General features: G+C 52.2%; 23 protein-coding genes. 9 read left to right on the forward strand and 14 right to left on the reverse strand.

Going from position 1 to position 21,899, the window contains the following annotated elements; all coding sequences use genetic code 11:
• Positions 1-472 precede the first annotated feature (472 nt).
• The gene (locus tag FCN78_RS12580; RefSeq protein WP_069360784.1) at positions 473-1,090 is read right to left on the reverse strand and encodes a c-type cytochrome; all 618 of its coding nucleotides are present in this window, start codon (positions 1,088-1,090) and stop codon (positions 473-475) included.
• 149 nt (positions 1,091-1,239) lie between these two features.
• Between FCN78_RS12580 and yihA the strand changes: the two genes are divergently transcribed.
• Complete coding sequence (gene yihA, locus FCN78_RS12585) at positions 1,240-1,881, forward strand: ribosome biogenesis GTP-binding protein YihA/YsxC (protein ID WP_069360783.1); 642 nt, start codon at positions 1,240-1,242, stop codon at positions 1,879-1,881.
• Positions 1,882-2,191: 310 nt separating this feature from the next.
• Here the strand turns inward: yihA and spfP are convergent, their stop codons facing one another.
• Both spfP and polA read right to left on the reverse strand, forming a co-directional pair.
• The gene (spfP, locus tag FCN78_RS16180) at positions 2,192-2,239 is read right to left on the reverse strand and encodes a small protein SpfP (RefSeq protein WP_438616993.1); all 48 of its coding nucleotides are present in this window, start codon (positions 2,237-2,239) and stop codon (positions 2,192-2,194) included.
• A 198-nt stretch (positions 2,240-2,437) separates the two neighbouring features.
• Positions 2,438-5,188 (reverse strand): DNA polymerase I, encoded by a 2,751-nt coding sequence (gene polA / locus FCN78_RS12590; protein ID WP_077659639.1) that lies wholly within the window; start codon positions 5,186-5,188, stop codon positions 2,438-2,440.
• Between the two features lie 453 nt (positions 5,189-5,641).
• Here polA and elbB point away from each other — a divergent pair, with 453 nt between their 5' ends.
• Positions 5,642-6,292, forward strand: coding sequence for an isoprenoid biosynthesis glyoxalase ElbB (gene elbB / locus FCN78_RS12595; protein ID WP_069360781.1), 651 nt, complete (start codon positions 5,642-5,644; stop codon positions 6,290-6,292).
• Positions 6,293-6,838: 546 nt separating this feature from the next.
• Here elbB and FCN78_RS12600 read toward each other — a convergent pair.
• From FCN78_RS12600 to recQ, 4 genes are all read right to left on the reverse strand, one after another.
• A complete protein-coding gene (locus FCN78_RS12600) occupies positions 6,839-7,273 on the reverse strand; it encodes a GNAT family N-acetyltransferase (protein WP_077659638.1) in 435 nt (144 codons plus the stop codon).
• A 61-nt stretch (positions 7,274-7,334) separates the two neighbouring features.
• Entirely contained in the window at positions 7,335-8,003 is a 669-nt protein-coding gene (locus FCN78_RS12605) for a 7-cyano-7-deazaguanine/7-aminomethyl-7-deazaguanine transporter (RefSeq protein WP_069360779.1), read from the reverse strand.
• A gap of 112 nt (positions 8,004-8,115) precedes the next feature.
• Positions 8,116-8,418 carry a DUF3630 family protein gene (locus FCN78_RS12610; RefSeq protein ID WP_077659637.1) on the reverse strand — a complete coding sequence of 101 codons (303 nt, stop codon included), beginning with the start codon at positions 8,416-8,418 and terminating at the stop codon, positions 8,116-8,118.
• Positions 8,405-10,219, reverse strand: a complete 1,815-nt coding sequence (gene recQ / locus FCN78_RS12615) for an ATP-dependent DNA helicase RecQ (RefSeq protein WP_235607602.1) — start codon at positions 10,217-10,219, stop codon at positions 8,405-8,407. The genes FCN78_RS12610 and recQ overlap by 14 nt, the downstream gene beginning before the upstream one ends.
• Positions 10,220-10,456: 237 nt before the next feature.
• Here recQ and rarD point away from each other — a divergent pair, with 237 nt between their 5' ends.
• Positions 10,457-11,389 (forward strand): EamA family transporter RarD, encoded by a 933-nt coding sequence (gene rarD / locus FCN78_RS12620; RefSeq protein ID WP_077522983.1) that lies wholly within the window; start codon positions 10,457-10,459, stop codon positions 11,387-11,389.
• Entirely contained in the window at positions 11,386-12,030 is a 645-nt protein-coding gene (locus tag FCN78_RS12625) for a LysE family translocator (protein ID WP_077659636.1), read from the forward strand. The genes rarD and FCN78_RS12625 overlap by 4 nt, the downstream gene beginning before the upstream one ends.
• 93 nt (positions 12,031-12,123) lie before the next feature.
• On the opposite strand, the gene uvrD is transcribed toward FCN78_RS12625, so the two are convergent.
• The gene (gene uvrD, locus FCN78_RS12630) at positions 12,124-14,304 is read right to left on the reverse strand and encodes a DNA helicase II (RefSeq protein WP_077522962.1); all 2,181 of its coding nucleotides are present in this window, start codon (positions 14,302-14,304) and stop codon (positions 12,124-12,126) included.
• A gap of 243 nt (positions 14,305-14,547) precedes the next feature.
• Here uvrD and FCN78_RS12635 point away from each other — a divergent pair, with 243 nt between their 5' ends.
• Genes FCN78_RS12635 through FCN78_RS12650 form a run of 4 tightly spaced genes read left to right on the forward strand, consistent with a single transcriptional unit; the run spans position 14,548 to position 16,887 of the window.
• Positions 14,548-14,808, forward strand: coding sequence for a BufA1 family periplasmic bufferin-type metallophore (locus FCN78_RS12635; protein WP_077522963.1), 261 nt, complete (start codon positions 14,548-14,550; stop codon positions 14,806-14,808).
• Positions 14,809-14,863: 55 nt separating this feature from the next.
• A complete protein-coding gene (gene bufB / locus FCN78_RS12640; protein ID WP_077522964.1) occupies positions 14,864-15,703 on the forward strand; it encodes an MNIO family bufferin maturase in 840 nt (279 codons plus the stop codon).
• Positions 15,700-16,440, forward strand: coding sequence for an HvfC/BufC N-terminal domain-containing protein (locus FCN78_RS12645; protein ID WP_158014720.1), 741 nt, complete (start codon positions 15,700-15,702; stop codon positions 16,438-16,440). Before bufB ends, FCN78_RS12645 begins: the two co-directional genes overlap by 4 nt.
• Before the next feature lie 3 nt (positions 16,441-16,443).
• A complete protein-coding gene (locus FCN78_RS12650; protein WP_077608569.1) occupies positions 16,444-16,887 on the forward strand; it encodes a DoxX family protein in 444 nt (147 codons plus the stop codon).
• Here FCN78_RS12650 and FCN78_RS12655 read toward each other — a convergent pair.
• From FCN78_RS12655 to lptM, 6 genes are read right to left on the reverse strand one after another with little or no spacing between them, the layout of a single operon-like run.
• Complete coding sequence (locus FCN78_RS12655; RefSeq protein ID WP_158014718.1) at positions 16,884-17,612, reverse strand: HAD-IA family hydrolase; 729 nt, start codon at positions 17,610-17,612, stop codon at positions 16,884-16,886. The genes FCN78_RS12650 and FCN78_RS12655 overlap by 4 nt on opposite strands.
• A 1-nt stretch (position 17,613) precedes the next feature.
• Positions 17,614-18,591 carry a tyrosine recombinase XerC gene (xerC, locus tag FCN78_RS12660; RefSeq protein ID WP_077659633.1) on the reverse strand — a complete coding sequence of 326 codons (978 nt, stop codon included), beginning with the start codon at positions 18,589-18,591 and terminating at the stop codon, positions 17,614-17,616.
• Positions 18,588-19,289, reverse strand: coding sequence for a DUF484 family protein (locus tag FCN78_RS12665; protein ID WP_235607598.1), 702 nt, complete (start codon positions 19,287-19,289; stop codon positions 18,588-18,590). The genes xerC and FCN78_RS12665 overlap by 4 nt, the downstream gene beginning before the upstream one ends.
• Complete coding sequence (gene dapF / locus FCN78_RS12670; RefSeq protein WP_077486693.1) at positions 19,277-20,107, reverse strand: diaminopimelate epimerase; 831 nt, start codon at positions 20,105-20,107, stop codon at positions 19,277-19,279. The genes FCN78_RS12665 and dapF overlap by 13 nt, the downstream gene beginning before the upstream one ends.
• An 8-nt stretch (positions 20,108-20,115) precedes the next feature.
• Positions 20,116-21,369 (reverse strand): diaminopimelate decarboxylase, encoded by a 1,254-nt coding sequence (lysA, locus tag FCN78_RS12675; RefSeq protein ID WP_077599898.1) that lies wholly within the window; start codon positions 21,367-21,369, stop codon positions 20,116-20,118.
• Between the two features lie 24 nt (positions 21,370-21,393).
• Positions 21,394-21,504 carry an LPS translocon maturation chaperone LptM gene (lptM, locus tag FCN78_RS16035; protein WP_219722564.1) on the reverse strand — a complete coding sequence of 37 codons (111 nt, stop codon included), beginning with the start codon at positions 21,502-21,504 and terminating at the stop codon, positions 21,394-21,396.
• A 77-nt stretch (positions 21,505-21,581) separates the two neighbouring features.
• Between lptM and cyaY the strand changes: the two genes are divergently transcribed.
• Positions 21,582-21,893: an iron donor protein CyaY gene (cyaY, locus tag FCN78_RS12680; RefSeq protein ID WP_077457433.1), complete on the forward strand. Its 312-nt coding sequence runs from the start codon at positions 21,582-21,584 to the stop codon at positions 21,891-21,893.
• Positions 21,894-21,899 lie beyond the last annotated feature (6 nt).

A 21,899-nucleotide genomic window follows, 5' to 3' on the forward strand; every position in this document is an offset into this window, starting at 1 on the left:
CCTATCCGTCGCTTCCTGCGTCCTTGTCGCTCGACACCCACTACACATCCTGTGTCACGTCATCCTTGTGCGCCAACCTTGGCAACATCCACATCCTGTGGTTAGACCGTCCTGGTGCTCATCTGCCTTGCTTGGCTCAGTCTCTTGTCCTTAAGGCCAACGTCCTGTTGATAGTGATAGCATATCGCAGTGACCGCGCTTGCCTAGAATGACCGCCAAATAAAATAAGAAGCGAAAATGTACATTGGAGGTAAAGCAATGATTTTAAAGAAGATAAAAATATATCTTTCAAGAAGTGACGTGTTTTTCTTGCTAGCAAATAGCCAATCTCTCACACACGAGGTCGCTGTTATCGCTATCGGCGTGGTGTGATGTCAAAGCGCGGGCCTAGTGAGATGGCCGGGCGAATAAACGGGAGGGATAAAAACGGCGGCGTTTATCACACCACCGTTTTCGCAGAGCGGCTCGGTTATTAGTGTAGCCCGCCTAAGTAGTTAGACAGCGCGTCAATTTCCTTGTCCGTCAGCTTCGCCGCGACCGACCGCATCATTTTGTTCATATCATTATGACGCTCTGCGGCGCGGAACATTTTCAACTGACTGGCTAGGTACTTCGCAGGCTGGCCAGAAATTTTCGGGAAACCAGAAGAAGGGGTGCCGTTCCCGCGAGGACCGTGACAGGCTGTACAGGCTGCAATACCGCGCTCAGGATCACCGGCCATGTAGAGCTGGCGGCCTACCTCGATAGCGCCTTCAGGCGTGGTACCAGGCTTGGGTGTTAAGGTTGCATAATACGCCGCTAAGTCTGCCATGTCCTGCTCAGAAAGCGGCGCGACCATGCCAGCCATTACAGCGTTATATCGTCCTTGCTCACCGCCGCTTTGCGCGCCGAGCTTAAATTCTTTCAGTTGTTTCTCTAGATAGTTGGCGTGCTGACCCGCCAAGTTTGGGTAATCAGGCAAAACACTGTTACCGTCAGCACCGTGACAGGCGACACAGGTATTGGATTTTGCTTTGCCCGCTTCAGCATCTCCTTGGGCCCAGACTGAAGTGCTGGCGAGGAGAGTCAATATTAGCGCTAATTTCTTCATGACATTCCGTTTATAATTATCAAGCTTCCAGTACCACTACTTAGTTACCGTCATGGTACAATTACCGATCAAAAACCGAGCACGGTTATTTTACACAAATTCACACAAAAGTAATCAGTCTACTACACCAAGACGAGACGGAGTTAACAGTGGAGCAATCACTTAATTACCGTAACACCCAGTTTGTTACCAGCGCACCCGACATTCGCCATCTTCCTGATAATACGGGGATAGAGATTGCGTTTGCTGGCCGTTCCAACGCCGGTAAGTCTAGCTCCCTTAACCGTCTTTGTGACCAAAAGAGCCTAGCAAAGACCAGTAAGACACCCGGGCGCACACAATTAATTAACCTCTTTAAGGTGGACGAAGGTTGTCATATTGTCGACCTACCCGGTTATGGTTATGCCCAAGTCCCTTTGGAAATGAAAGAGAAGTGGCAGCGTTCACTGGGAGAATATTTACAAAAACGTGATCAACTTGGCGGATTAGTGGTGTTGATGGATATTCGTCATCCGATGAAAGACTTGGATCAGCAACTGATTTACTGGGCGGTAGAGTCTCACTTGCCAGTGTTGGTACTACTGACCAAAGCCGATAAGTTGAAATCAGGGGCACGTAAGCAGCAACTGATGAAAATCCGTGAAGCGTCACTGGCCTTTTGCGGCGATGTTGAGGTCGAGTTGTACTCATCGCTCAAAGGCATGGGCGTCGATAAATTACGCCGCAAGCTAGACGGCTGGTATCAACAAGATCCCTCTCCCCTCGCCGACGACGCACAACCAACCGATTAACCCGCTTTAACGGGGAAAGCCTGCCTGTCACTGACGTAGATAAAAAAAAGCCGACCCTCAATATGAGGGCCGGCGAATCTTTGTGCTTAAGCGATCTCAATCAGACCCTATAGACACATAAAGAACAAGAAGCTGTGCGCATTATAACCAAGCCCTTAGCCAAAATTAAAGTAATTGCTCTAATTTTTTTGAAAAGAATGGAATAATGCGAGTCAGCAAACGATAAAAAGGCAGTGGCAGGGTGACGCCTCGCGATGACGATTAGCCAATAAAAAAAGCCCCAGTCAGTATCCTGACTGGGGCTGCTGAATCAGCCAAATCCAATAACGTGAAACAAAAGGTCTGAAAGATAGAACATCTTACCTCTGTACCCTACGCTGTTAACTGTATATCAATCACTCAGTGTTGAAAAGTATCTTACGTAATTTTTTTTCATAAAAATAAACCTATTTAGCGTAAAAACGCCACAGATCAGGTGGATAATGAATAAAAAAAAGCCGATAAAAATATCGGCTTTCAGTGTAAAAAGACAGAAAGGTCAATAAAAACCCTGAACTTAGTGGGCTTCTCCCCAGTTATCGCCGAACCCTGCTTCGGCGATCAAAGGCACATCCAAGTCAGCCGCTGACGCCATCAATTTCCGTACTTTGCTTTCAACTTTGGACATTGATGACGTTTTGACTTCCAACACCAGTTCATCGTGCACCTGCATCACCAGGCGAGCCTCATCCGCGGCGTTGGCTTGGATCCATTGATCAACCAGTATCATCGCACGCTTGATAATATCGGCTGCCGTCCCTTGCATCGGCGCATTGATTGCCGCGCGCTCGGCCCCTTTACGACGCATGCCGTTTCGTGATTTTATTTCAGGCAGATAAAGGCGACGACCAAAAATGGTTTCCACGTAGCCTTTTTCCGCCGCTTGCTCACGGGTGCGGTCCATGTAGGCCTTCACGCCTGGATAACGCTCAAAATAAGTATCCATGTAACTTTGTGCTTCATGGCGACCAATCCCTAATTGACGAGATAAGCCGAAGGCACTCATGCCATAAATCAGGCCAAAGTTGATCGCTTTGGCGCGGCGACGCTGTTCACTGGTGACTTCATCGAGGCGGATACCCATCACTTCGGCTGCGGTGGCGGCGTGAATATCTTTGCCCTCTCGGAACGCTTCTAGCAAGGCTTTATCACCAGATAAATGCGCCATAATCCGCAATTCGATTTGCGAGTAATCCACCGCCAAAATGGTGTTATCCGCGTCTGCCGTAAAGGCCTCGCGAATACGACGCCCCTGCTCGTTACGAATGGGGATATTTTGTAAGTTCGGATCGGTGGACGATAAGCGCCCCGTCGCAGTGACGGCTTGATGATACGAGGTATGCACGCGGCCCGTTTGCGCATTAATCATGCGCGGCAATTTGTCCGTGTACGTCGATTTGAGTTTTGCCAGTCCACGGTATTCCAAAATCCGCGCAGGTAGCGGGTAATCGAGTGAGAGCTCTTGCAGCACTTCCTCATTGGTTGAAGGGCTCCCTGATGGGGTTTTCTTCACCACCGGCAGGCCCATTTTCTCAAACAAAATCGCTTGTAGTTGCTTGGGCGAGCTTAAGTTGAACTCTTCGCCGGCAATCTCAAAGGCTTCACGCTCAAGCTCAATCAAACGAGTATGTAGCGCCTCTGATTGGGTCGCCAGCTTGTCTTTGTCGATTAGCACCCCATGACGTTCCATGCGCGACAGCACGCTGACCAGCGGCATCTCGTAGCACTCAAAAATGGTTTTTAGTTTCTCGTCACTGGTGACTTTCCCAATCAGGTATTGGTGCAAACGCAACGTAATGTCCGCATCTTCCGCCGCATAAGGTGCCGCTTGCTCAAGCGGGATTTGGTTAAAAGTCAGTTGTTTCTTGCCTTTCCCGGCAATCTCTTCAAAGCTGATGCAGGTATGCTGCAAGTAGCGCTCAGCGAGGCTATCCATGTCATGACGTCCCGCCACACTGTTATAGACGTACGACTCCAGCATGGTGTCATAGGCGATCCCTTTTAAGGTGATCCCGTGACGCGCAAACACACTGGCATCATATTTCAGATTTTGACCGACTTTCGCCGCTGAAGGATCTTCCAACCAAGGGCGTAATACGTCCAGCACCTGATCCAGCGATAACTGCGCAGGCGCTTCCAGGTAATCATGAGCTACCGGCACATACGCCGCTTCACCCGGCGCGACGGCAAATGAAATCCCAACCAGATTGGCTTCCATATAGTTGAGGCTATCGGTTTCCGTATCCACCGCGACCACCTCAGCCTCACGGATTTTTTCAAGCCAACTATCCAGCGCGTCGCGTGTCAGAACGGTCTGATAACCACTGCGGTCAATCGTGGCCGCTTGCGAGATAGGTTCATCAGACACCGCCTCTTCTGGCGCATCACCTTCATCCAGCTCTTTGAGCCAGCGGCGGAATTGCAAGTCACGATACATGGCCACCAAGGTGTCATTATCAGGCTCTTGCTTGACGAGCTGTTCAGGGGTGAAGTCCAGTTCAACGTCCAATTTTATCGTTGCTAACTGGTGTGACAAATAAGCCGACTCTTTATGCTCTGTCAGTTTCTTCGCCATGCTCTTCGCACCACGGAAACCAAGGTCGGCGATACGCTCAAGGTTGGCGTAAATATCATCCAAGCCGCCCAGATTGGCAATCAACGCGGTCGCGGTTTTATCACCGACCCCAGGTACACCGGGAATGTTATCGACTTTGTCGCCCATCAGAGCAAGGTAATCAATCATATGCTCAGGACCAAAGCCATACTTCTCACGCACCGCCTCAGGATCCATCACCACATTGGTCATGGTGTTGATTAAGGTGACATGCTCATCCACCAGCTGCGCCATATCTTTGTCACCCGTACTGATAAGCACCGGCATCCCCGCTTGTGAGGCTTGCGTGGCGAGCGTGCCAATCACATCATCGGCTTCCACCCCTTCTACCGCGAGTAAAGGCAAACCCATGGCTTTGATAATCTTGTGCAAAGGTTCAATTTGCCCGCGTAGATCATCTGGCATCGGTGGACGGTTGGCTTTGTATTGTTCATACATGTCATCGCGGAACGTCTTCCCTTTGGCATCAAAAATCACCGCCACGTGTGAATGTGGATACTGTCGCAACAAGCTGCGCAGCATATTGACCACCCCAAATACCGCGCCCGTGGGCTCGCCTTGGCTATTAGTGAGATTGGGGGACGCATGGTATGCCCGGTAAAGATACGAAGAGCCATCCACAAGGATTAACGGATTGTCGGGAAGAGTTGCCATATCAGAATCTTGATCGCCAGTTAAACACGTTAGCCGTTAAGCATGCCACGAGTCTCGACCCCTGTTAACCATGGTTTTTCCCACAAGGTCGCCAATCTGTGGATAACTTTGTTGGTAATTATTTTATAGGGTTTTGATTTTGTCTAAACAAACATAAGAAATGGATTTTTTATTAAATAAAAACATTAACTTAGGCAAAATCACAGGATCTAGATCTTGATCGAAAAAGGATCCTGTGGTGTGGAAAAAGAAATCGCTACTGGCGTCAAAGGTTGCAGAGAAAGTCATCACAAACTGCGGAGATAATCACCAATTTCTCTTGCGATCTTGGCTACTATTTCGCATAAGCCCTTGGCCAATGCGACACTGTTAGACGCAATTAAGCGTAGACGACGCTTTAAGCATTGCCCACTCGGATTGCAATATTTTAAATGCCGATACAAGGAGAGCGTGATGAAAAAGGTGGCTGTGATCTTATCTGGCTGCGGCGTGTTTGATGGTGCCGAGATCCAAGAAACTGTGTTATCCCTACTGGCCCTCGAGCAAAACGATGCTCAATGGCAGTGCTTTGCCCCAGATATCGATCAGCACCATGTTATTAACCATCGTACTGGCGAAGCGATGAGCGAAACGCGTAATGTGCTCACTGAAGCCAGCCGCATTGTGCGTGGGGAGATACTTCCGCTAACTGATTTGAACGCCGATGACTTCGACGCCCTACTGGTTCCTGGCGGTTTTGGTGCCGCGAAAAACTTATCGGACTTTGCTTACAATGGCGATCCGGTTCAGGTACACCAAGATATGTTTGCAGTGTGTCAGGCCTTTGCCCGTTCCGAGAAGCCTGCTGGCTATATGTGTATCGCCCCGATCATGATCCCGCAGATCTACCCAAAAGGCGTCAAAGGCACCATTGGTAATGAGCCAGACATCGCCGCCGCCTTTAACCGTATGGGCGGTGAGCATATCGAATGTCCAGTATCGGATTATGTGTTAGACCAACGCCACCATCTGCTATCCACACCGGCCTATATGCTGGCAACATCTGTGTCGGACGCCGCGAGTGGCATCAATCGGATGGTGAAAAAACTGGTTGAGCTGGCCTAAGCACACAATAGGAAGACACAAAGAAAAAAGCGACGCCGAGAGCGGCGTCGCTGTAACAGGTGAGCGCAAAAACAAAGCTGTTTTAATAACAGTTTGCTGGCCCCAATACACTGGAAGCAATGTGAGCAATGTCGTGCCTTCAGCGCTGAGCATGTGGGCTTTGCCCTGAAGACAAGTTAACAATAACCATTCTCATTAGCATTTTCAACAAATAATTTCGATGCTTTTTGATTTGTTGCTCTTGTGCTCAGACTCTCTCGCTGTCATCAAACTGTCATTGCATCCACCGCCATAATGCCAACATCCATCGTTCGAAAAGCCAGCACCCAGAAAAGAAAAAAGCGACACCCCGAAAGGTGTCGCCTAGCAAAAATGGGCTAACTTAATCACTGTCTGATAAGCGCCCCGCTAATACACTGGAAGCAATGTGAGCAATGTCGTGCCTTCAGGGTTAAGCATGTGGGCTTGACCCTGAGTGCGAGTTAATAATAACCATTCTCATTATCGTTTATCAAGAAAAAAATATGCTTATTTTCCACTCACTGTTCATTTATTGATCTGCTTCTCAAAATAAAGTCGATAATCGGCAGGCTGACCTTTTTGCTCCAATGCCACCATCTGATAGCCATGACGCACCAGCATGCACACCATCGCGGTAAAGCGGTTGCGTGATTTGACCGCAAGTGTTTGATAGCCAGAAGCCGCTACCCAAGCTTCTTGAGCCTGTAGCAGCGCTTTCGCTACCCCTTGATCTCGCGCCGCTTTGCTCACCCCGCCCAGCCAGCTATAAAACTGGGTCTCACTGGTGGCATAGCCTATTTTAGCCCCCACAGGCTCACCGTTTTGATACGCGACCAATACCAATGCCGTGCGTCCGGCTAATCGCGCGCGGCATTGCTCCAAGGATACTCCTGCATCCAACTCGGGCACGCTGTTAAGTACCGTTACCGCCTCCTCTAAGTACCCAGCACGAATTTCCATCTCACCTCCTCGTATTGACGTAAAAAAAGAGCCGCGATGCGACTCTTTATTCTGCGACTGACTAGGACGTTTGCTGCACCGTCGCCGACGGCGTCACCTGTGTGATTCGTCGAATAATCAGGTTGAGCAAAACCCCATACAGAGGAATAAACAGTCCCAAGCTAATAATCAACTTAAAGGCATAATCTACCAAGGCGATTTCGACCCAGTGCGCCGCCATAAAAGCATCTTGGCTTTGATAAAACGCAATCGCGAAAAAGGCGAGCGTGTCTGACGCATTACCAAACAAGGTGGAACAACTGGGCGCGACCCACCATTGGCGCTGCTGACGTAACCGATTGAACACATGAATATCTAAGATCTGACCCAGCAAGTAAGCCATGAAGCTGGCAATCGCAATCCGCGCGACGGTGAGATTAAAGCTACCCAGCTGCTCCATGCCTTGATAACTGCCTTGGTAAAACAAGACGGATAACACGTAGGAAATCAGCAGCGAGGGCACCATCACCAGCAAGATAATGCGGCGCGCCAGAGTCGGACCATAGATCCTGACGGTTAAATCAGTGGCCAAAAAAATAAACGGAAAGGTAAAGGCTCCCCAGGTGGTGTGGAAACCCCAAACCGTAAAGGGGATCTGCACCAAGTAATTACTGGAGGCAATAATGATTAGATGGAATAGAACGAGGTAACCCAGCGCTTTACGCTGCTGAGCAAGGGAAAAGTGGCTCATCGTGCACCTTTTTGTTATTGGGGGCGAGGGAACCCAAAAGACTTAGCTACCCGTCTACAGGCAGCGCGAGGTGGCGAATTATACAGCAATCAATCGCCGGTGCCAGTGCAATTTAAAGAGGCGGATGACGCGTCCACCAATGGCGCAAAAAGGCAATTACCTCGTCGCCCTCATTATCCAGCGCTTCTACCCACACGCTCTGGGTATAATGTGCCGCTTTGAGCATCAAGCGCGTGCCTTCAAAATCAATCAGCCAGGTCATCATGTCAGCGTCCTGTTGGCACTCAAGCACAGAGGCCGCGAGGGTGTCTAACAACGGCTGACAGACTTCTTTAGCATTATCCGCATCAAGCTGAGGCTGATAAAACGCCAAGGTGCTGTCGGACGCCATCAGTTGCCAGTTACTCGGTGCCATAACCAAATTCACTTACACTAAGATGATCATCAATTAAGTCCAAAAACGCATCGCCGAATTTTTCCAGTTTGCGTTGCCCGACGCCACTGACCGCTAAGAGTTCCGCTTGCGATGACGGCAGCATCTCAGCCATTTCCATCAAACTGGCATCGTTAAATACCACGTAAGGCGGAATATCTTCTTCGTCAGCAATGGCCTTGCGCAACTTACGCAACTTGGCAAACAATTTTTTATCGTAATGGCGCTGGCTCAGTTTGTTGGCTTTGGTGCGCGGGCTGAGGCCAATACGCGGCACCGCCAGCTCAAGGGCAATCTCGCTGCGCAGTAATGGCCGCGCTTGTTCGGTCAACTGCAGCACTGAGCTGCGGGCAATGTTTTGTACCAAGTAACCGCGGTGGATCAATTGGCGAATAATACTCACCCAGTATTCATGGCTCCACTCTCGCCCGATACCATAGGTAGAGAGCTTGTCGTGACCATGATCTTTAATGCGCTGATTTTGCATCCCGCGCAATACTTCCACCACATACCCGACCCCGAAGCTTTGGTTAACACGGTACACGCACGACAGCGCTTTTTGTGCTTGTTCGGTGCCATCAAAATGGGTGGGTGGGTCGAGACAAATATCACAGTTGCCACAAGGTGTTTGGCGGTTCTCACCAAAGTAGTTAAGGAGCACTAAACGGCGACAGGTTTGCGCTTCGGCAAACGCCCCCATCGCGGTCAGTTTATGGCTTTCGACCTGCTTTTGTGGCCCATCCGGTTTTTCTTCCAAGCAGCGATGGAGCCATCCCATGTCGGAGGGGTCATATAACAACACCGCTTCAGCCGGCAGTCCATCTCGCCCGGCACGGCCGGTTTCTTGGTAGTAAGATTCAATATTGCGCGGCACATCATAGTGCACCACAAAGCGAACATTGGGCTTGTTGATCCCCATCCCAAATGCCACGGTCGCTACCACAATGTTGACATCATCACGTTGGAACGCCTCTTGGACTGATCCGCGCGCCTCAGTGGTCATCCCTGCATGGTAAGCGGCGGCGAGCATATTGTTGTCACACAGTTTTTGAGTGACCTGCTCAACCCGCTTACGGCTATTACAATAGACAATCCCGGATTGGCCGCGTTGACCACTCAGAAACTGCACCAATTGGGCTAAAGGTTTGTGCTTTTCCAGCAAGGTGTAACGAATGTTAGGACGGTCAAAGCTACCCAGATGCACCAGCGGATCATGCAGGGCAAGGCGGGATAAAATATCCTCGCGCGTGGTGGCATCCGCGGTGGCTGTCAGCGCCATCACAGGCACGTCAGGAAAGTGCTGTTTGAGCTGGCCTAAAGAGGCATATTCGCGACGAAAGTCATGGCCCCACTGGGAAATACAGTGCGCTTCGTCGACTGCAATCAACGCCAGTTGCCACTCTGTTAAGCGATGGATAAAGTCGCGCCCCAACGCGCGCTCAGGCGACACATAGAGTAGCTTCACCTCCCCCTGATTTAACGCACGCAAGGTATCCGCTTGCGCCTCAGGCGTCATCGCTGAGTTTAAGCACGCCGCGGCAACCCCATTGGCATTAAGCTGGTCAACCTGATCTTTCATCAATGAAATCAAAGGTGAAATCACCACGGTCAAGCCGGTGCGCACCAACGCGGGGATCTGATAGCACAGAGACTTGCCTCCCCCGGTCGGCATAATGACCAAGGCATCACGCCCCGCAATCGCCGCATCAATCACCGCTTGTTGCCCCTCACGGAACTGGTGATAACCAAACACCGCTTTGAGTACCTGATGGGCAGGGCTCATGGCAGGATCAGCAATGGGGGCGTCGCTAGACGTTGACGCATCGGCATGGGCGGGGGTGGCGGACATAATCAAGCTCGTTATTCAAACTGGCGCTCATTCTACCGACACCCTGTAGGCGATGAAACCCTGAGCACAGAGAAAGGTGCTTGCGCCCATCCTTACAACTTGTTACATCTAGACAACATGCACACGTTGGTGTTCATCCCTGACCGACACTTATAACGAGACTGCGCTGTGATTCCTGATCCCAAACGTACACGCCAAGGCGTGTTATTGGCCCTGGCGGCCTACATTATGTGGGGTATCGCCCCCATGTACTTTAAAACGGTCAACCATATTCCGGCGCCGGAAATTTTAGCGCACCGGGTATTGTGGTCGTTTGTCTTTTTGGCATTGCTGCTTTTTTTCACCCGTCGTTTTTATCAGCTCAAGCCAATTATTCGCGAACCGAAAAAGCTGTTGATGTTAATGCTCACCTCTTGCTTTATTGGCTGTAATTGGCTGATTTTTATCTGGGCGATTGTTAATAACCGCATGCTGGATGCCAGCCTTGGCTACTACATTAATCCACTGGTGAACGTGGCGCTGGGGATGATCTTTCTTGGTGAGCGTTTCCGCCGTCTGCAGTGGCTTGCCGCCGCGCTGGCGTTGGTGGGAGTGTTGGTGCAACTGATCACCTTTGGTTCACTGCCTTGGATTGCGTTGGTGCTGGCCACCAGTTTTGCGATTTACGGCTTACTGCGCAAAAAAATCAATCTTCCTGCGGTGCCGGGTTTGTTTGTGGAAACCTGCACACTCTTACCCATTGCGCTGATTTATCTGTGGCAGTTTGCCGATACATCCAGCGCCAACCTGCTCGAGAATCCCATTAGCCTAAATATGCTACTGGCCGCTGCCGGTTTGATCACGACGGTGCCTTTACTGTGCTTTACCGGCGCCGCCACCCGTTTACCCTTAACGGTATTGGGCTTTTTCCAATATATCGGCCCTAGCTTAATGTTTTTACTCGCCGTCGGCTTGTATGACGAACCCTTTACCCCAGATAAAGCCACCACCTTTGCCTTTATTTGGGCCGCCTTGGCGATATTTAGCTTTGATGCCTATCGAGCGAAGCGCCAGCAAGAGGCCAAGATAGAGACCACGCCTTTGTCAGCAGGAAAATCAGGATGAATGAGTTCGCTATTCTCGCCACGCTGGCGGGGGTACATATGATTGCGCTGCTCAGCCCCGGGCCCGACTTTGCCTTGGTGCTCCAAAATGCGACCCGTTATGGCCGTGCCACTGGCTTGGCGATTGCGCTGGGGTTATCACTCAGTATTTTGGCACACACAATATTGAGCATTACCGGCATCAGTCTATTTGTGCATCAGCACCCGCAACTCTTTATGTGGGTACAGGTGGCAGGGGGCAGTGTGCTGATGTATTTAGGCCTTAGCGCAATCAAAGGCTTGCTCGCCGCCACCACAGAGCCGGCGCAAACCGCCAATGATGCGCCTGCGGTACGCGGCCAAAAACAGGCCTTTTGGAAAGGGGTGCTGACCAACCTTTTTAACCCTAAAGCCTTGGTGTTTTTTATTTCGTTGATGAGTACCTTGGTGCCGGCCAGCATGTCTGCCAGTGGCAAAGCCATGGCCGTGGCGGTGGTGTTCTTACTCTCATTAGGCTGGTTTTCGTCACTCGCCTGGCTGCTGTCGGGCAGTCGCGTACAGCAAGTGCTCACCAAAGTCGCCCCGGTTATCGATGGCCTGTGCGCACTGTTATTTTTGCTGTTAGGTGGCGCGGTCGTTTGGCAAGCCGGCGTGTTCGGCTAACGCCGCGGCAGAAAAAGCAGGCAATGGGATAAAGACCAATACGCCCAGCCGAAGCTGGGCGTGTATGACGTTTTTTCCGTTGAACCGTCGGGCTTAAAGCGCTTCCAGTTTAGCATACTGAGTCACCAACCACTTAATCCCTTCCCCATTAAAGGCAACTTGCACGCGGCTTTGTCCGCCACTGCCTTCAAAGTTGATGATGGTGCCTTCACCAAACTTAGGGTGTTGAACCCGCTGACCCAAACTAAATCCGGTTTGGTTAAAGTTCTCTTGAGTCTGCGTTTTGGAAAAACGACCACCGCTTGCAGCAGGGCGTGAGACATTGGCACGCATGCGCACTTCTTCCAAGCAGGCCTCGGGCAGCTCACGAATAAAGCGCGAGATCTTATGGAACATGTCTTTGCCGTACACACGGCGCATTTCTGCGTAGGTGAGATAGAGTTTTTCCATCGCTCGCGTCATACCGACATAGCAAAGGCGACGCTCTTCTTCTAAGCGACCCGCTTCTTCGGCTGACATCTGACTGGGGAACATGCCCTCTTCTACCCCGACCATAAAGACTAAGGGGAACTCGAGGCCTTTGGCACTGTGCAAGGTCATCAATTGGACCGCATCATCAAACTCGTCCGCTTGGCCTTCACCGGCCTCAAGGGCGGCGTGGGCCAAGAACGCCGACAGCGGTGTCATACCTTCCGCTTCCGCCTCTTCAGGCGGCGTAAATTGGCGCGTGGCCGTCACCAACTCTTCCAAGTTATCGACACGTGCTTGCGCTTTTTCGCCTTTTTCTTGCTCGTACATGGCGCGCAAGCCGGAGTGACGGATCACGGCATCGGTCTGTTGATACAGCGCCATGTCACGGGTGTCATCTTCTAGCGCATTGACCAACTCGATAAACCGGCCCAACGCATTGGCCGCGCGTCCTGCCAACGCTTTTTCTGCCAAAATTTGCTCGGCAGTGTGCCACAAGGTTTGGCCGCGATCGCGCGCCGCGCCACGAAGCGTCTCAAGGGTACGATCACCAATCCCTCGAGTGGGCGTGTTCACTACCCGCTCAAACGCCGCATCGTCATTGCGATTCGCCATCAAACGTAAATACGCCAGCGCATCTTTGATTTCTTGGCGTTCGAAAAAGCGCATGCCGCCGTAGATACGATAAGGCAGGCCGGCTTGAATTAAGGCTTCTTCCAGCACCCGAGATTGGGCGTTGTTGCGGTATAAAATGGCGCTATCAGTGAGTGCGCCGCCTTCGTCTTGCCAGGTTTTGATTTTCCCGACCACAAACCGCGCTTCATCCAGTTCATTAAAACCGGCATACACAGAGATGGGCTCACCCTCTTTGCCCTCGGTCCACAAGCTTTTGCCCATCCGGTCGGCATTGTTTTCAATCAGGGTGTTGGCCGCTTGCAAAATCGTACTGGTTGAGCGGTAGTTTTGCTCCAAACGAATGGTCTGCGGGGTAGTGAAATCGTCCAGAAAACGCTGAATATTCTCGACTTTCGCGCCACGCCAGCCGTAAATAGATTGGTCGTCGTCCCCCACAATCATTACATGCGCCTGTTGGCCAGCCATCATACGCAGCCACGCATATTGGATGTTGTTGGTATCTTGAAACTCATCCACCAAAATGTGCTGGAAACGTGCTTGATAGTGTTCACGGATCACTGCTTTATCGCGCAATAACTCTAAGGTTCGCAGCAAGATCTCGGCAAAATCCACCAAGCCGGCGCGATCACAGGCTTCTTGATACGCCTGATAAATCCGCAGCCAAGTGCTTTCAACCGGATCATGGCGGGTATCAATGTGCTTGGGACGCAAGCCTTCGTCTTTTTTGCCATTGATATACCAACTCGCTTGCTTGGCAGGCCAGTGTTTTTCATCCAAGTTTTGCGCTTTAATTAACCGGCGTAGCAAGCGCTGCTGATCGTCTGAATCAAGAATTTGGAAGTCTTGTGGCAGGTTGGCGTCTAAATAGTGGGCACGGAGAATACGATGGCAAATACCGTGGAAGGTACCACACCACATGCCAGAGGCCGTGCCTTGCATCAATTGCTCAATACGGCCACGCATTTCGGCTGCAGCTTTGTTGGTGAAGGTCACCGCCATCACCGAGAACGGCGACGCCTCTTCCACCCGCATCAGCCAAGCCATACGATGAACCAGCACACGGGTTTTACCACTACCGGCCCCGGCAAGCACTAAATGGTTACCAAGCGGCGCGGCCACGGCGTCACGCTGTTTGTCGTTGAGTCCGTCAAGAAGAGTTGATACGTCCATCGCCACCTGCCATTTTACTGGGTATTTATACACTGGTTGGCGATTATACCAGCTCAGCGCTAAATTGCGCGCCCGATCCCGACGCAACTTTTTTAAGTATAAAATTCAGCATTTTATCCATCACCGCGCAAAAAAAACACTTAAATGGTGAAAGATTGTGCAGTGTTTTCCTATCTTGATTTATAGGCCCACCACGAATCAGAGGGCTGATAACACCAACACGGAACAAGAAGAGGATACATGATGAAAAACACTAACCTAGCTGTTGCCGCTGCTGTCACAGGATTGTTGGCGGTGGGTACCACCACACTCACTAGCGCACCGGCCCATGCGGCAGAAAAAGAAAAATGCTACGGCGTCGTTAAAGCAGGGGAAAACGACTGCGCCACCAGCACCAGCTCCTGTGCGGGCACGTCAACGAAAGATGGCCAAAAAGACGCTTTTGTCATGGTGCCTGAAGGCTTATGCGACCGCTTAGTCGGCGGCAGTACCTCGTCATCCTGATATGGCCGCGCCCGGGCTTGCCCCGGGCTTTGTCACTCGACCACAAGGAGCGACCATGGATGAAGCAACCATTTTGACTGGCGTGGGACTCAGACAACCCCATCTCACCTACTTCGACCACTATCGCCCAAAGCTTGGCTGGTTAGAAATCCACAGTGAAAACTATTTCCGCCCTCACCGTCCGGCTTTTTCGACCTTGATGCGATTACGTGAGGATTACGCCATCAGCTGCCATGGCGTGGGATTATCGCTGGGGAGCGACGAGCCGCTTGATCGGGCCCATTTAGACAAGCTGTGTACACTGGTCAAACACGTCGAGCCACTGTTTGTGTCTGACCATTTAAGTTGGAGCCGGATAGATGGGCAGCACTTTCACGATTTACTCCCCCTCCCATACACCGAGCAGGCATTGCGGGTGTTTTGCGCCAATGTGCAACAGGTTCAAGACGCGCTGCAGCGTCCTCTGCTGATTGAAAACCCATCGAGCTATTTAAGCTTTGCTCAGGGTGACTACCACGAATGGGAATTTCTCGCCGAAGTGCACGCTCGCACGGGCTGCGATTTACTGCTCGATTTAAATAATGTTCATGTCAGCGCGTTTAACCATCATTTTAGCGCCAGCACCTACCTTGACGCGATTCCTGCCCATGCGGTGAAAGAGATCCACCTGGCAGGGTTTACCGTCAAACACACACCCGCAGGAGAGATTTGGATAGACACCCATAACCAGCCAGTTAGCGAGGCGGTGTGGACGCTCTATCAACAGTGGATTGACCGCCACGGCCCACGCCACACCCTCATTGAATGGGATACCGACTTGCCCACGCCCGAGCGATTGTTAGCAGAAGCGGCCAAAGCCCACCACCGACTGGCTCGACACAAGGAGGCAGTATGACGCTAGCCACCCTGCAACAGGCCTTTGCGGCCACATTGCGGGACGACCCTCAGCCGCTGCCGATAAAAGACGGTCGCCTTGCCGCTGACAAGCGAGTGCAGATTTATCGCAACCATTATGTGGTCACCCTGACCGACACCTTAAAATGCGTGTATCCCAAGACCTGTGCGCTACTGGGTGAGGCGTGTTTTGACGCGGTAGCCCGTCATCATGCGATGGTGCATCCCCCGCAAACCGGGGTGGTGGAAGACTATGGCGCACAGTTCGATGCGACCTTGCGCGCCCTACCCAATATTATCGAGCCCGTGCCGTGTTGCGCCGAGCTTGCCCGTTTTGAGTGGGCGCAAGTGGCGCTCACTCTCGCCCCAGCGTCTCCGCCGTTTGAAGGCAGCGCGCTCGCGTCGCTAAGCCCTGAGCAACAAGCGCAGGTTTGTTTACCGCTCAACCATCAAGCTCGTTTGTTTGAAAGTGACTACGCGGTCAGTGACCTGTGGCAAGCGATCGCCACCGAACAGTTCGAGGGCTTGGTGGTCGAGAAGCCGCAAGCTTTGTTGCTGGTTGCTCACCACGACAAGGTGCATTGGTACGCGCTCAATACCCATCATGTCAGCGTGCTAAAAACCTGCCCCCATACACCATTAGGCGCGCTGTCAGAGGCGCAACTGGCGTGTGTGTCTGAGCTCGCGGCCATGAATGCATTTACCACCCCAACGACTGCCTATACTGCTAAGGAGTAAGCCATGTGGCTAACCACAATCAATCACACCTTCACTCGCGCGCTTACCCCACTGCAACCGCTACTTCTGCTGGTAGGCCGCGTCTACGTGGCGTGGATTTTTTTTCAGTCCGGGCTGATCAAATACCAAAATTGGGACAGCACCCTATACCTGTTCGAGTTTGAGTATCAGGTGCCTTTGCTGCCGTGGCAGCTGGCCGCGTATTTAGGGACCGCAGCGGAGCTGATTTTGCCGGTATTTGTTGCTTTGGGCCTGCTCGCGCGTCCCATGACCTTGGCGCTGTTTGTGTTCAACATTGTCGCGGTCGCCTCCTACCCACTGCTATGGGAGCGTGGCTATGATGACCACATTATGTGGGGGGTGATCTTGTTGGTGGTCAGTGTGTGGGGGCCGGGTTGGCTTAACCTCGACAACTGGCTAGCCCGCAAACAAAGCGGCACCGATTAGCGGTGCCACTGCTGAATAAGGGTATCGAGTTCAGATAGATCGTCGATCGCCACATCCGGCAAGGTGCGCCCTTTATGCATCATCGGGGACTGGCGCTCTGGGCGGATCCAACAGGCTTGCATGCCCGCTTGGCGCGCGCCAGCCACATCCGAGCTTAAGTGATCGCCCACATGTAAAATACGCGCCGGGGCGAGGTCCAAGGCCTGCGCGGCCTTATCAAACATCTCGGGGCTCGGCTTGGCCTCTCCGTGTTCACCGGCACGGAAAATATGCTGGAAAAACGGCGTCAGGCCAATCGCATCGGTGTCGACGTTACCGTTAGTGATGGCCACCAATGGCAGTTTCTCGGACCAGGCTTTTAAGTAAGCCAAACTTTGCGCCGGCGGGGTAAAGTCACTGCGATATCCGCAAAAGAAGGTCGTCGCCGCTTGAGCTTGTGCGCGCGCCTTCTCCGCGGTTAAACCAACATGCTCTCCGGCTAAGGTCAGCTGGGCGACCCGCATCGCGGTGACGTCAAAGCGTTGGGCTGGATTCTCATCACGGGCTTGGCGGCGAAATCCCACAAGGGTGGCTTTATCAAGCGCGGCGAGCGGGGGGCAGTGCTCACTCAAATAGTCGCTTAGCGCCGCCTCCGCGCGTGCGATCACCGGCCAGTTATCGTACAAGGTATCATCCAAGTCAAAACTCACCGCATCAAACGCGTTTAAGCGACGATAAAATTTCATATCACGACTCCGAGTTGGTTTTTTTGCCTGCGCCGGGTTTACGAGCCCCTGTACTGCGGGCACGAGGATGCGCCGAGTCATACACTTTGGCCAAGTGTTGAAAGTCCAAGTGGGTATAAATTTGTGTGGTGCTTAAATCGGCATGGCCGAGCAGCTCTTGCACCGCCCGCAAATCCCCAGACGACTCCAGCATATGCGTGGCAAAGCTGTGGCGCAGTTTGTGAGGATTAATATGGCTGTTTACCGCCTGCTTTTGTCCCCACTCCGCCATACGTTTTTGCACGCTACGGTGCGAAATTCGCTGGCCCAGTTTAGAGATAAATAGCGCCTCTTCTGGCCCTTTGAGGAGCTGGTTACGCACTTTCAGCCAGTTCATCACCCAAGTTTTGGCCATGCCGGAAAAAGGCACGATGCGCTCTTTTTCCCCTTTACCGGTGACACGCAAATCCCCTTTACGCACCGAGACATCACGCACGTTGAGATCCACCAACTCGGCTAAACGCAACCCTGCACCATACATCAGCTCCATCATCGCCCGATCCCGTACCGACAGCGGGTCGTCTTGATCCACCTCGAGCAGCTGATTCATTTCATCCACATCGAGGTTTTTCGGCAACTGGCGCCCTTGCTTGGGCGCAGCGACCCCTTTGGCCGGATTAGCCGCGAGCTGCTCGGTGAGAACGAGGTAGTCGAAAAAGCTGCGCAGTGCGGACAGCCGCAACGCAATACTGCCCGGTTTGAGGCCATCGCGTTTGGCTTGGCTCGAAATTTGTCGCACCCAGTCGGCATCTACATCTTGCCAATGAGCGATGCCCCGCGCGGTCAGAAAGTCGACAATCTTATCTAACTGGCGCTGATAATTACGTTGCGTATGGGCACTGAGGCCCCGTTCGCTGAGTTGATATTGATAAAACCGGTCAAGAGGGACCGTCAGTGAACGGGGGGCATTAGCAGCTTGGTCAGACGTTACCGTGGTCACTGACGCTCACCCCTTTTTGCCCATTGGCTACATAAGATGGCTAAATGCGAGGCCAGTTGTTCAATAAAGAGCGTATCCATTTCTGGCTGAAAGTGCCCGCCATCGGCGCTCGCAAAGCTCAACAGTCCCCACTCTTTGCCTTCCCCTTTAATCGGTACCAGCGCAAAAGAGCCGAGCTCCGGTGGCGTTGCCATCACCGCTTCCGCATCCACACGGCGCAAGCGCCCAAGATAACAAGGACGTCCGGCAAAATGATGGCTTTTTAATTGCTCCACCGCCTGACGTGAGATGGTCTGCAGCCCGTCGATAGGCGCATACACCCGTAAGCTAACGCTCAGTTGCAGTTGTTCGCTAAGTGCCGTTAACGCTTTTTGCACCGTCTGCGGTGTGTCGGCACGCAACAGTGCCTGATGCGCCTCAGCAAAAGCACGAAACAGGGCATCGTTTTTCGCCCCTAGGCTCATTAGCTGAGTAATGTCTTCTTCCAGCTCCGCCACCCGCTCACGCAGGCGCTTGAGTTGGATTTCCACCAGCGATACCGCACCTTGCTCACCGTGTGGTACGGTCAGCTGCGTCAGTAAATCACGATGGCGAATAAAAAAGTCTGGATTGTCTTTTAAATACGTCGCCACCGCCTCGTCGCTCAGTGGCATGGTTTCCAGTGTCGAGGCTTCTACCCCATCATTCATAATTGCCATTGTCCATCAAATACATGTGTCGCTGGGCCTGTCATTGATAAAGGGTGACCCGGCCCACGCCAGCGAATGCGTAAATCTCCACCGGGTAAACTTACCGTCACTTGATCATCAAGCACGCCTTGCATGATCCCGACGGCAACGGCGGCACACGCGCCACTGCCACAGGCCTGGGTTTCGCCGGCGCCGCGCTCGTACACTCTAAGCTTAATCGCATTACGCGACAGGATCTGCATAAAGCCAGCATTGACCCGCTCAGGGAAGCGTTCGTGACTTTCAAGTAACGGCCCCAAGGTGTCCACGTCAGCGTGGTCGACATCCTCAACCACAGTCACCACATGCGGGTTCCCCATGCTCACGGCACCAACAAACAAGGTCTGTTCCGCCACCCGCATCAAGTAGGTTTTCTCTTGTGAGTTAGCACGAAACGGAATTTTCCCCGGTGTGAAGACCGGCTCGCCCATGTTCACGCGTACCTGATTGTCGTTTTCAATGTGCAGCAGCATTTTACCCGCTTGGGTGCTCACGCTGATCTGATGCTTATTAGTCAGGCCTTTCATTCGCACAAAGCGCGCAAAGCAGCGCGCACCGTTTCCGCATTGCGAGACTTCCGATGCGTCAGGGTTAAAAATGCGATAGTGGAAATCCGTCTCGGGATCGTAAGGCGGCTCCACGACCAATAGCTGGTCAAACCCGACGCCACGCTGGCGATCAGCCAAACGCCGAATCAGATCCGGCGAAAAAAACGCGTTTTGCGTCACACAGTCAACCACCATGAAGTCGTTGCCCAGTCCGTGCATTTTTGCAAACTGTACCTGCATGCCAATCCTTATTCTGGTAGGCGCTGTTCAAGCTGCCATAACGACGCCAAGCTTTCGCGCTCGCGCACAAGGTGCGCCTGGTCACCATCAACCATCACCTCGGCAGGACGGCAGCGTGAGTTATAGTTTGACGCCATCACAAAGCCATACGCGCCGGCTGAGCGCACTGCCAGTAAATCACCGGCTGCTAGCACCAACGAACGGTTTTTGCCTAAGTAGTCACCGGTTTCACACACTGGGCCAACCAGGTCATAGGTTTGTGGCTCACCGTCGCGCGGTACTACAGGAATGATCTCTTGATAAGCTTGATACAAGGACGGGCGAATTAAATCATTCATCCCCGCATCGATAATGGCAAAGTTTTTGTGCTCACTGTGTTTAAGAAATTCCACCTTGGTGAGCAAGACGCCAGCATTAGCAGCAATGGCGCGGCCCGGCTCAAAAATCAGCTCAAGATGACGATGATTATCCAAACGCGCTAACAGCGCTTTAGCGTATTCCGACGGCTGAGGCGGTGTCTCGTCGCTGTAGGTCACCCCTAAGCCGCCACCCACATCCAGATGGCGAATCGTAATGCCTTCGCCGGCCAAGGTATCAATCAGCGCCAGCAAACGGTCAGTGGATTCAATAAAAGGGGCCAGTTCGGTCAGTTGAGAACCGATGTGGCAATCAATGCCTTCGACCTTAAGGTGTGGCAAGCTGGCCGCATAACGGAAGCTCGTCAGCGCTTGATCAAAGGCAATGCCAAACTTATTGTCTTTCAACCCAGTAGAAATATAAGGGTGAGTATTGGCATCCACATCAGGGTTAATACGCAACGATATCGGCGCTTGCACACCCAATTCGCCCGCCACTTGGTTTAAGCGGTCGAGTTCAGAGTGTGATTCCACGTTGAAGCACTTGATGCCCACTTCCAGCGCGCGACGCATCTCTGCGGCCGTTTTGCCGACGCCAGAAAACACTACTTTCGTGGGATCACCACCGGCGGCAAGCACCCGCTCCAATTCACCTTGAGAGACAATATCAAACCCTGAGCCCAAACGTGCCAACACATTTAATACGCCAATATTAGAATTCGCTTTAACGGCATAACACACCAAATGCGGGTGGTCGCCCACGGCGCGATCAAACGCGTGCCAGTGGCGCTCAAAGGTAGCACGCGAGTAGACGTATAAAGGCGTGCCGTGATCGTGGGCCAGTTGAGTTAAGGGCAGTGATTCCGCCCACAGCTGGCCGTCTTCCTGATAATTGAAATAGTCCAAGGTGCTCTTCCCTGTCGTCGTTGGTTATTGATTTTGTGTCGGTTGTTCGTCCGGATAATACAGGGGCCCTTGTTGGCCACAGCCGGTCAGTGTCATGATGACAGTGAACATCAGTAAAATGACGAGTTTTCGCATAGTGAATGCCAGTGATTATCGAGTCAATGCCCTCTATAATCGCATCACAACCATGAAAAGCAATAGGATGTAACGGGATGAACACAACGGAATATCATCAGTTGGTCGATTTACAAATGCAGGCCATTGAAGAAGGTATCGATGACTCAGGCGCCGACATCGATTATGAGAGCGTTGGCAACGTGATGACGCTGGAATTTGATGATGGCAGCCAGATCATCATTAACCGCCAAGAGCCTATGCAAGAAATTTGGGTGGCGTCAAAAAGCGGTGGGTTCCACTTTGCCCTTAAAGACGGCGAGTGGACCTGCAGCAAAACCGGCTTGATTCTGATGGAGTTGGTTCAGCAAGAGTGTAGCAAGCACGCGGGTGAGCCTGTCTCTTGGTAAGAGGGC

The sequence above is a fragment of the Salinivibrio kushneri genome, assembly GCF_005280275.1.
In the GTDB taxonomy this organism is placed as follows: domain Bacteria; phylum Pseudomonadota; class Gammaproteobacteria; order Enterobacterales; family Vibrionaceae; genus Salinivibrio; species Salinivibrio kushneri.

Excerpts from the sequence above, each read along its gene's own strand:
- FCN78_RS12655 (WP_158014718.1), bottom strand. The coding sequence starts at position 17,612 with ATGAAATTTTATCGTCGCTTAAACGCGTTTGATGCGGTGAGTTTTGAC.
- FCN78_RS12580 (WP_069360784.1), bottom strand. The coding sequence starts at position 1,090 with ATGAAGAAATTAGCGCTAATATTGACTCTCCTCGCCAGCACTTCAGTC.
- bufB (WP_077522964.1), top strand. The coding sequence starts at position 14,864 with ATGGATGAAGCAACCATTTTGACTGGCGTGGGACTCAGACAACCCCAT.
- FCN78_RS12665 (WP_235607598.1), bottom strand. The coding sequence starts at position 19,289 with ATGGCAATTATGAATGATGGGGTAGAAGCCTCGACACTGGAAACCATG.
- FCN78_RS12645 (WP_158014720.1), top strand. The coding sequence starts at position 15,700 with ATGACGCTAGCCACCCTGCAACAGGCCTTTGCGGCCACATTGCGGGAC.
- FCN78_RS12635 (WP_077522963.1), top strand. The coding sequence starts at position 14,548 with ATGAAAAACACTAACCTAGCTGTTGCCGCTGCTGTCACAGGATTGTTG.
- dapF (WP_077486693.1), bottom strand. The coding sequence starts at position 20,107 with ATGCAGGTACAGTTTGCAAAAATGCACGGACTGGGCAACGACTTCATG.
- FCN78_RS12625 (WP_077659636.1), top strand. The coding sequence starts at position 11,386 with ATGAATGAGTTCGCTATTCTCGCCACGCTGGCGGGGGTACATATGATT.
- elbB (WP_069360781.1), top strand. The coding sequence starts at position 5,642 with ATGAAAAAGGTGGCTGTGATCTTATCTGGCTGCGGCGTGTTTGATGGT.
- recQ (WP_235607602.1), bottom strand. The coding sequence starts at position 10,219 with ATGAGCCCTGCCCATCAGGTACTCAAAGCGGTGTTTGGTTATCACCAG.
- polA (WP_077659639.1), bottom strand. The coding sequence starts at position 5,188 with ATGGCAACTCTTCCCGACAATCCGTTAATCCTTGTGGATGGCTCTTCG.
- FCN78_RS12600 (WP_077659638.1), bottom strand. The coding sequence starts at position 7,273 with ATGGAAATTCGTGCTGGGTACTTAGAGGAGGCGGTAACGGTACTTAAC.
- FCN78_RS12605 (WP_069360779.1), bottom strand. The coding sequence starts at position 8,003 with ATGAGCCACTTTTCCCTTGCTCAGCAGCGTAAAGCGCTGGGTTACCTC.
- FCN78_RS12650 (WP_077608569.1), top strand. The coding sequence starts at position 16,444 with ATGTGGCTAACCACAATCAATCACACCTTCACTCGCGCGCTTACCCCA.
- FCN78_RS12610 (WP_077659637.1), bottom strand. The coding sequence starts at position 8,418 with ATGGCACCGAGTAACTGGCAACTGATGGCGTCCGACAGCACCTTGGCG.
- lptM (WP_219722564.1), bottom strand. The coding sequence starts at position 21,504 with ATGCGAAAACTCGTCATTTTACTGATGTTCACTGTCATCATGACACTG.
- cyaY (WP_077457433.1), top strand. The coding sequence starts at position 21,582 with ATGAACACAACGGAATATCATCAGTTGGTCGATTTACAAATGCAGGCC.
- uvrD (WP_077522962.1), bottom strand. The coding sequence starts at position 14,304 with ATGGACGTATCAACTCTTCTTGACGGACTCAACGACAAACAGCGTGAC.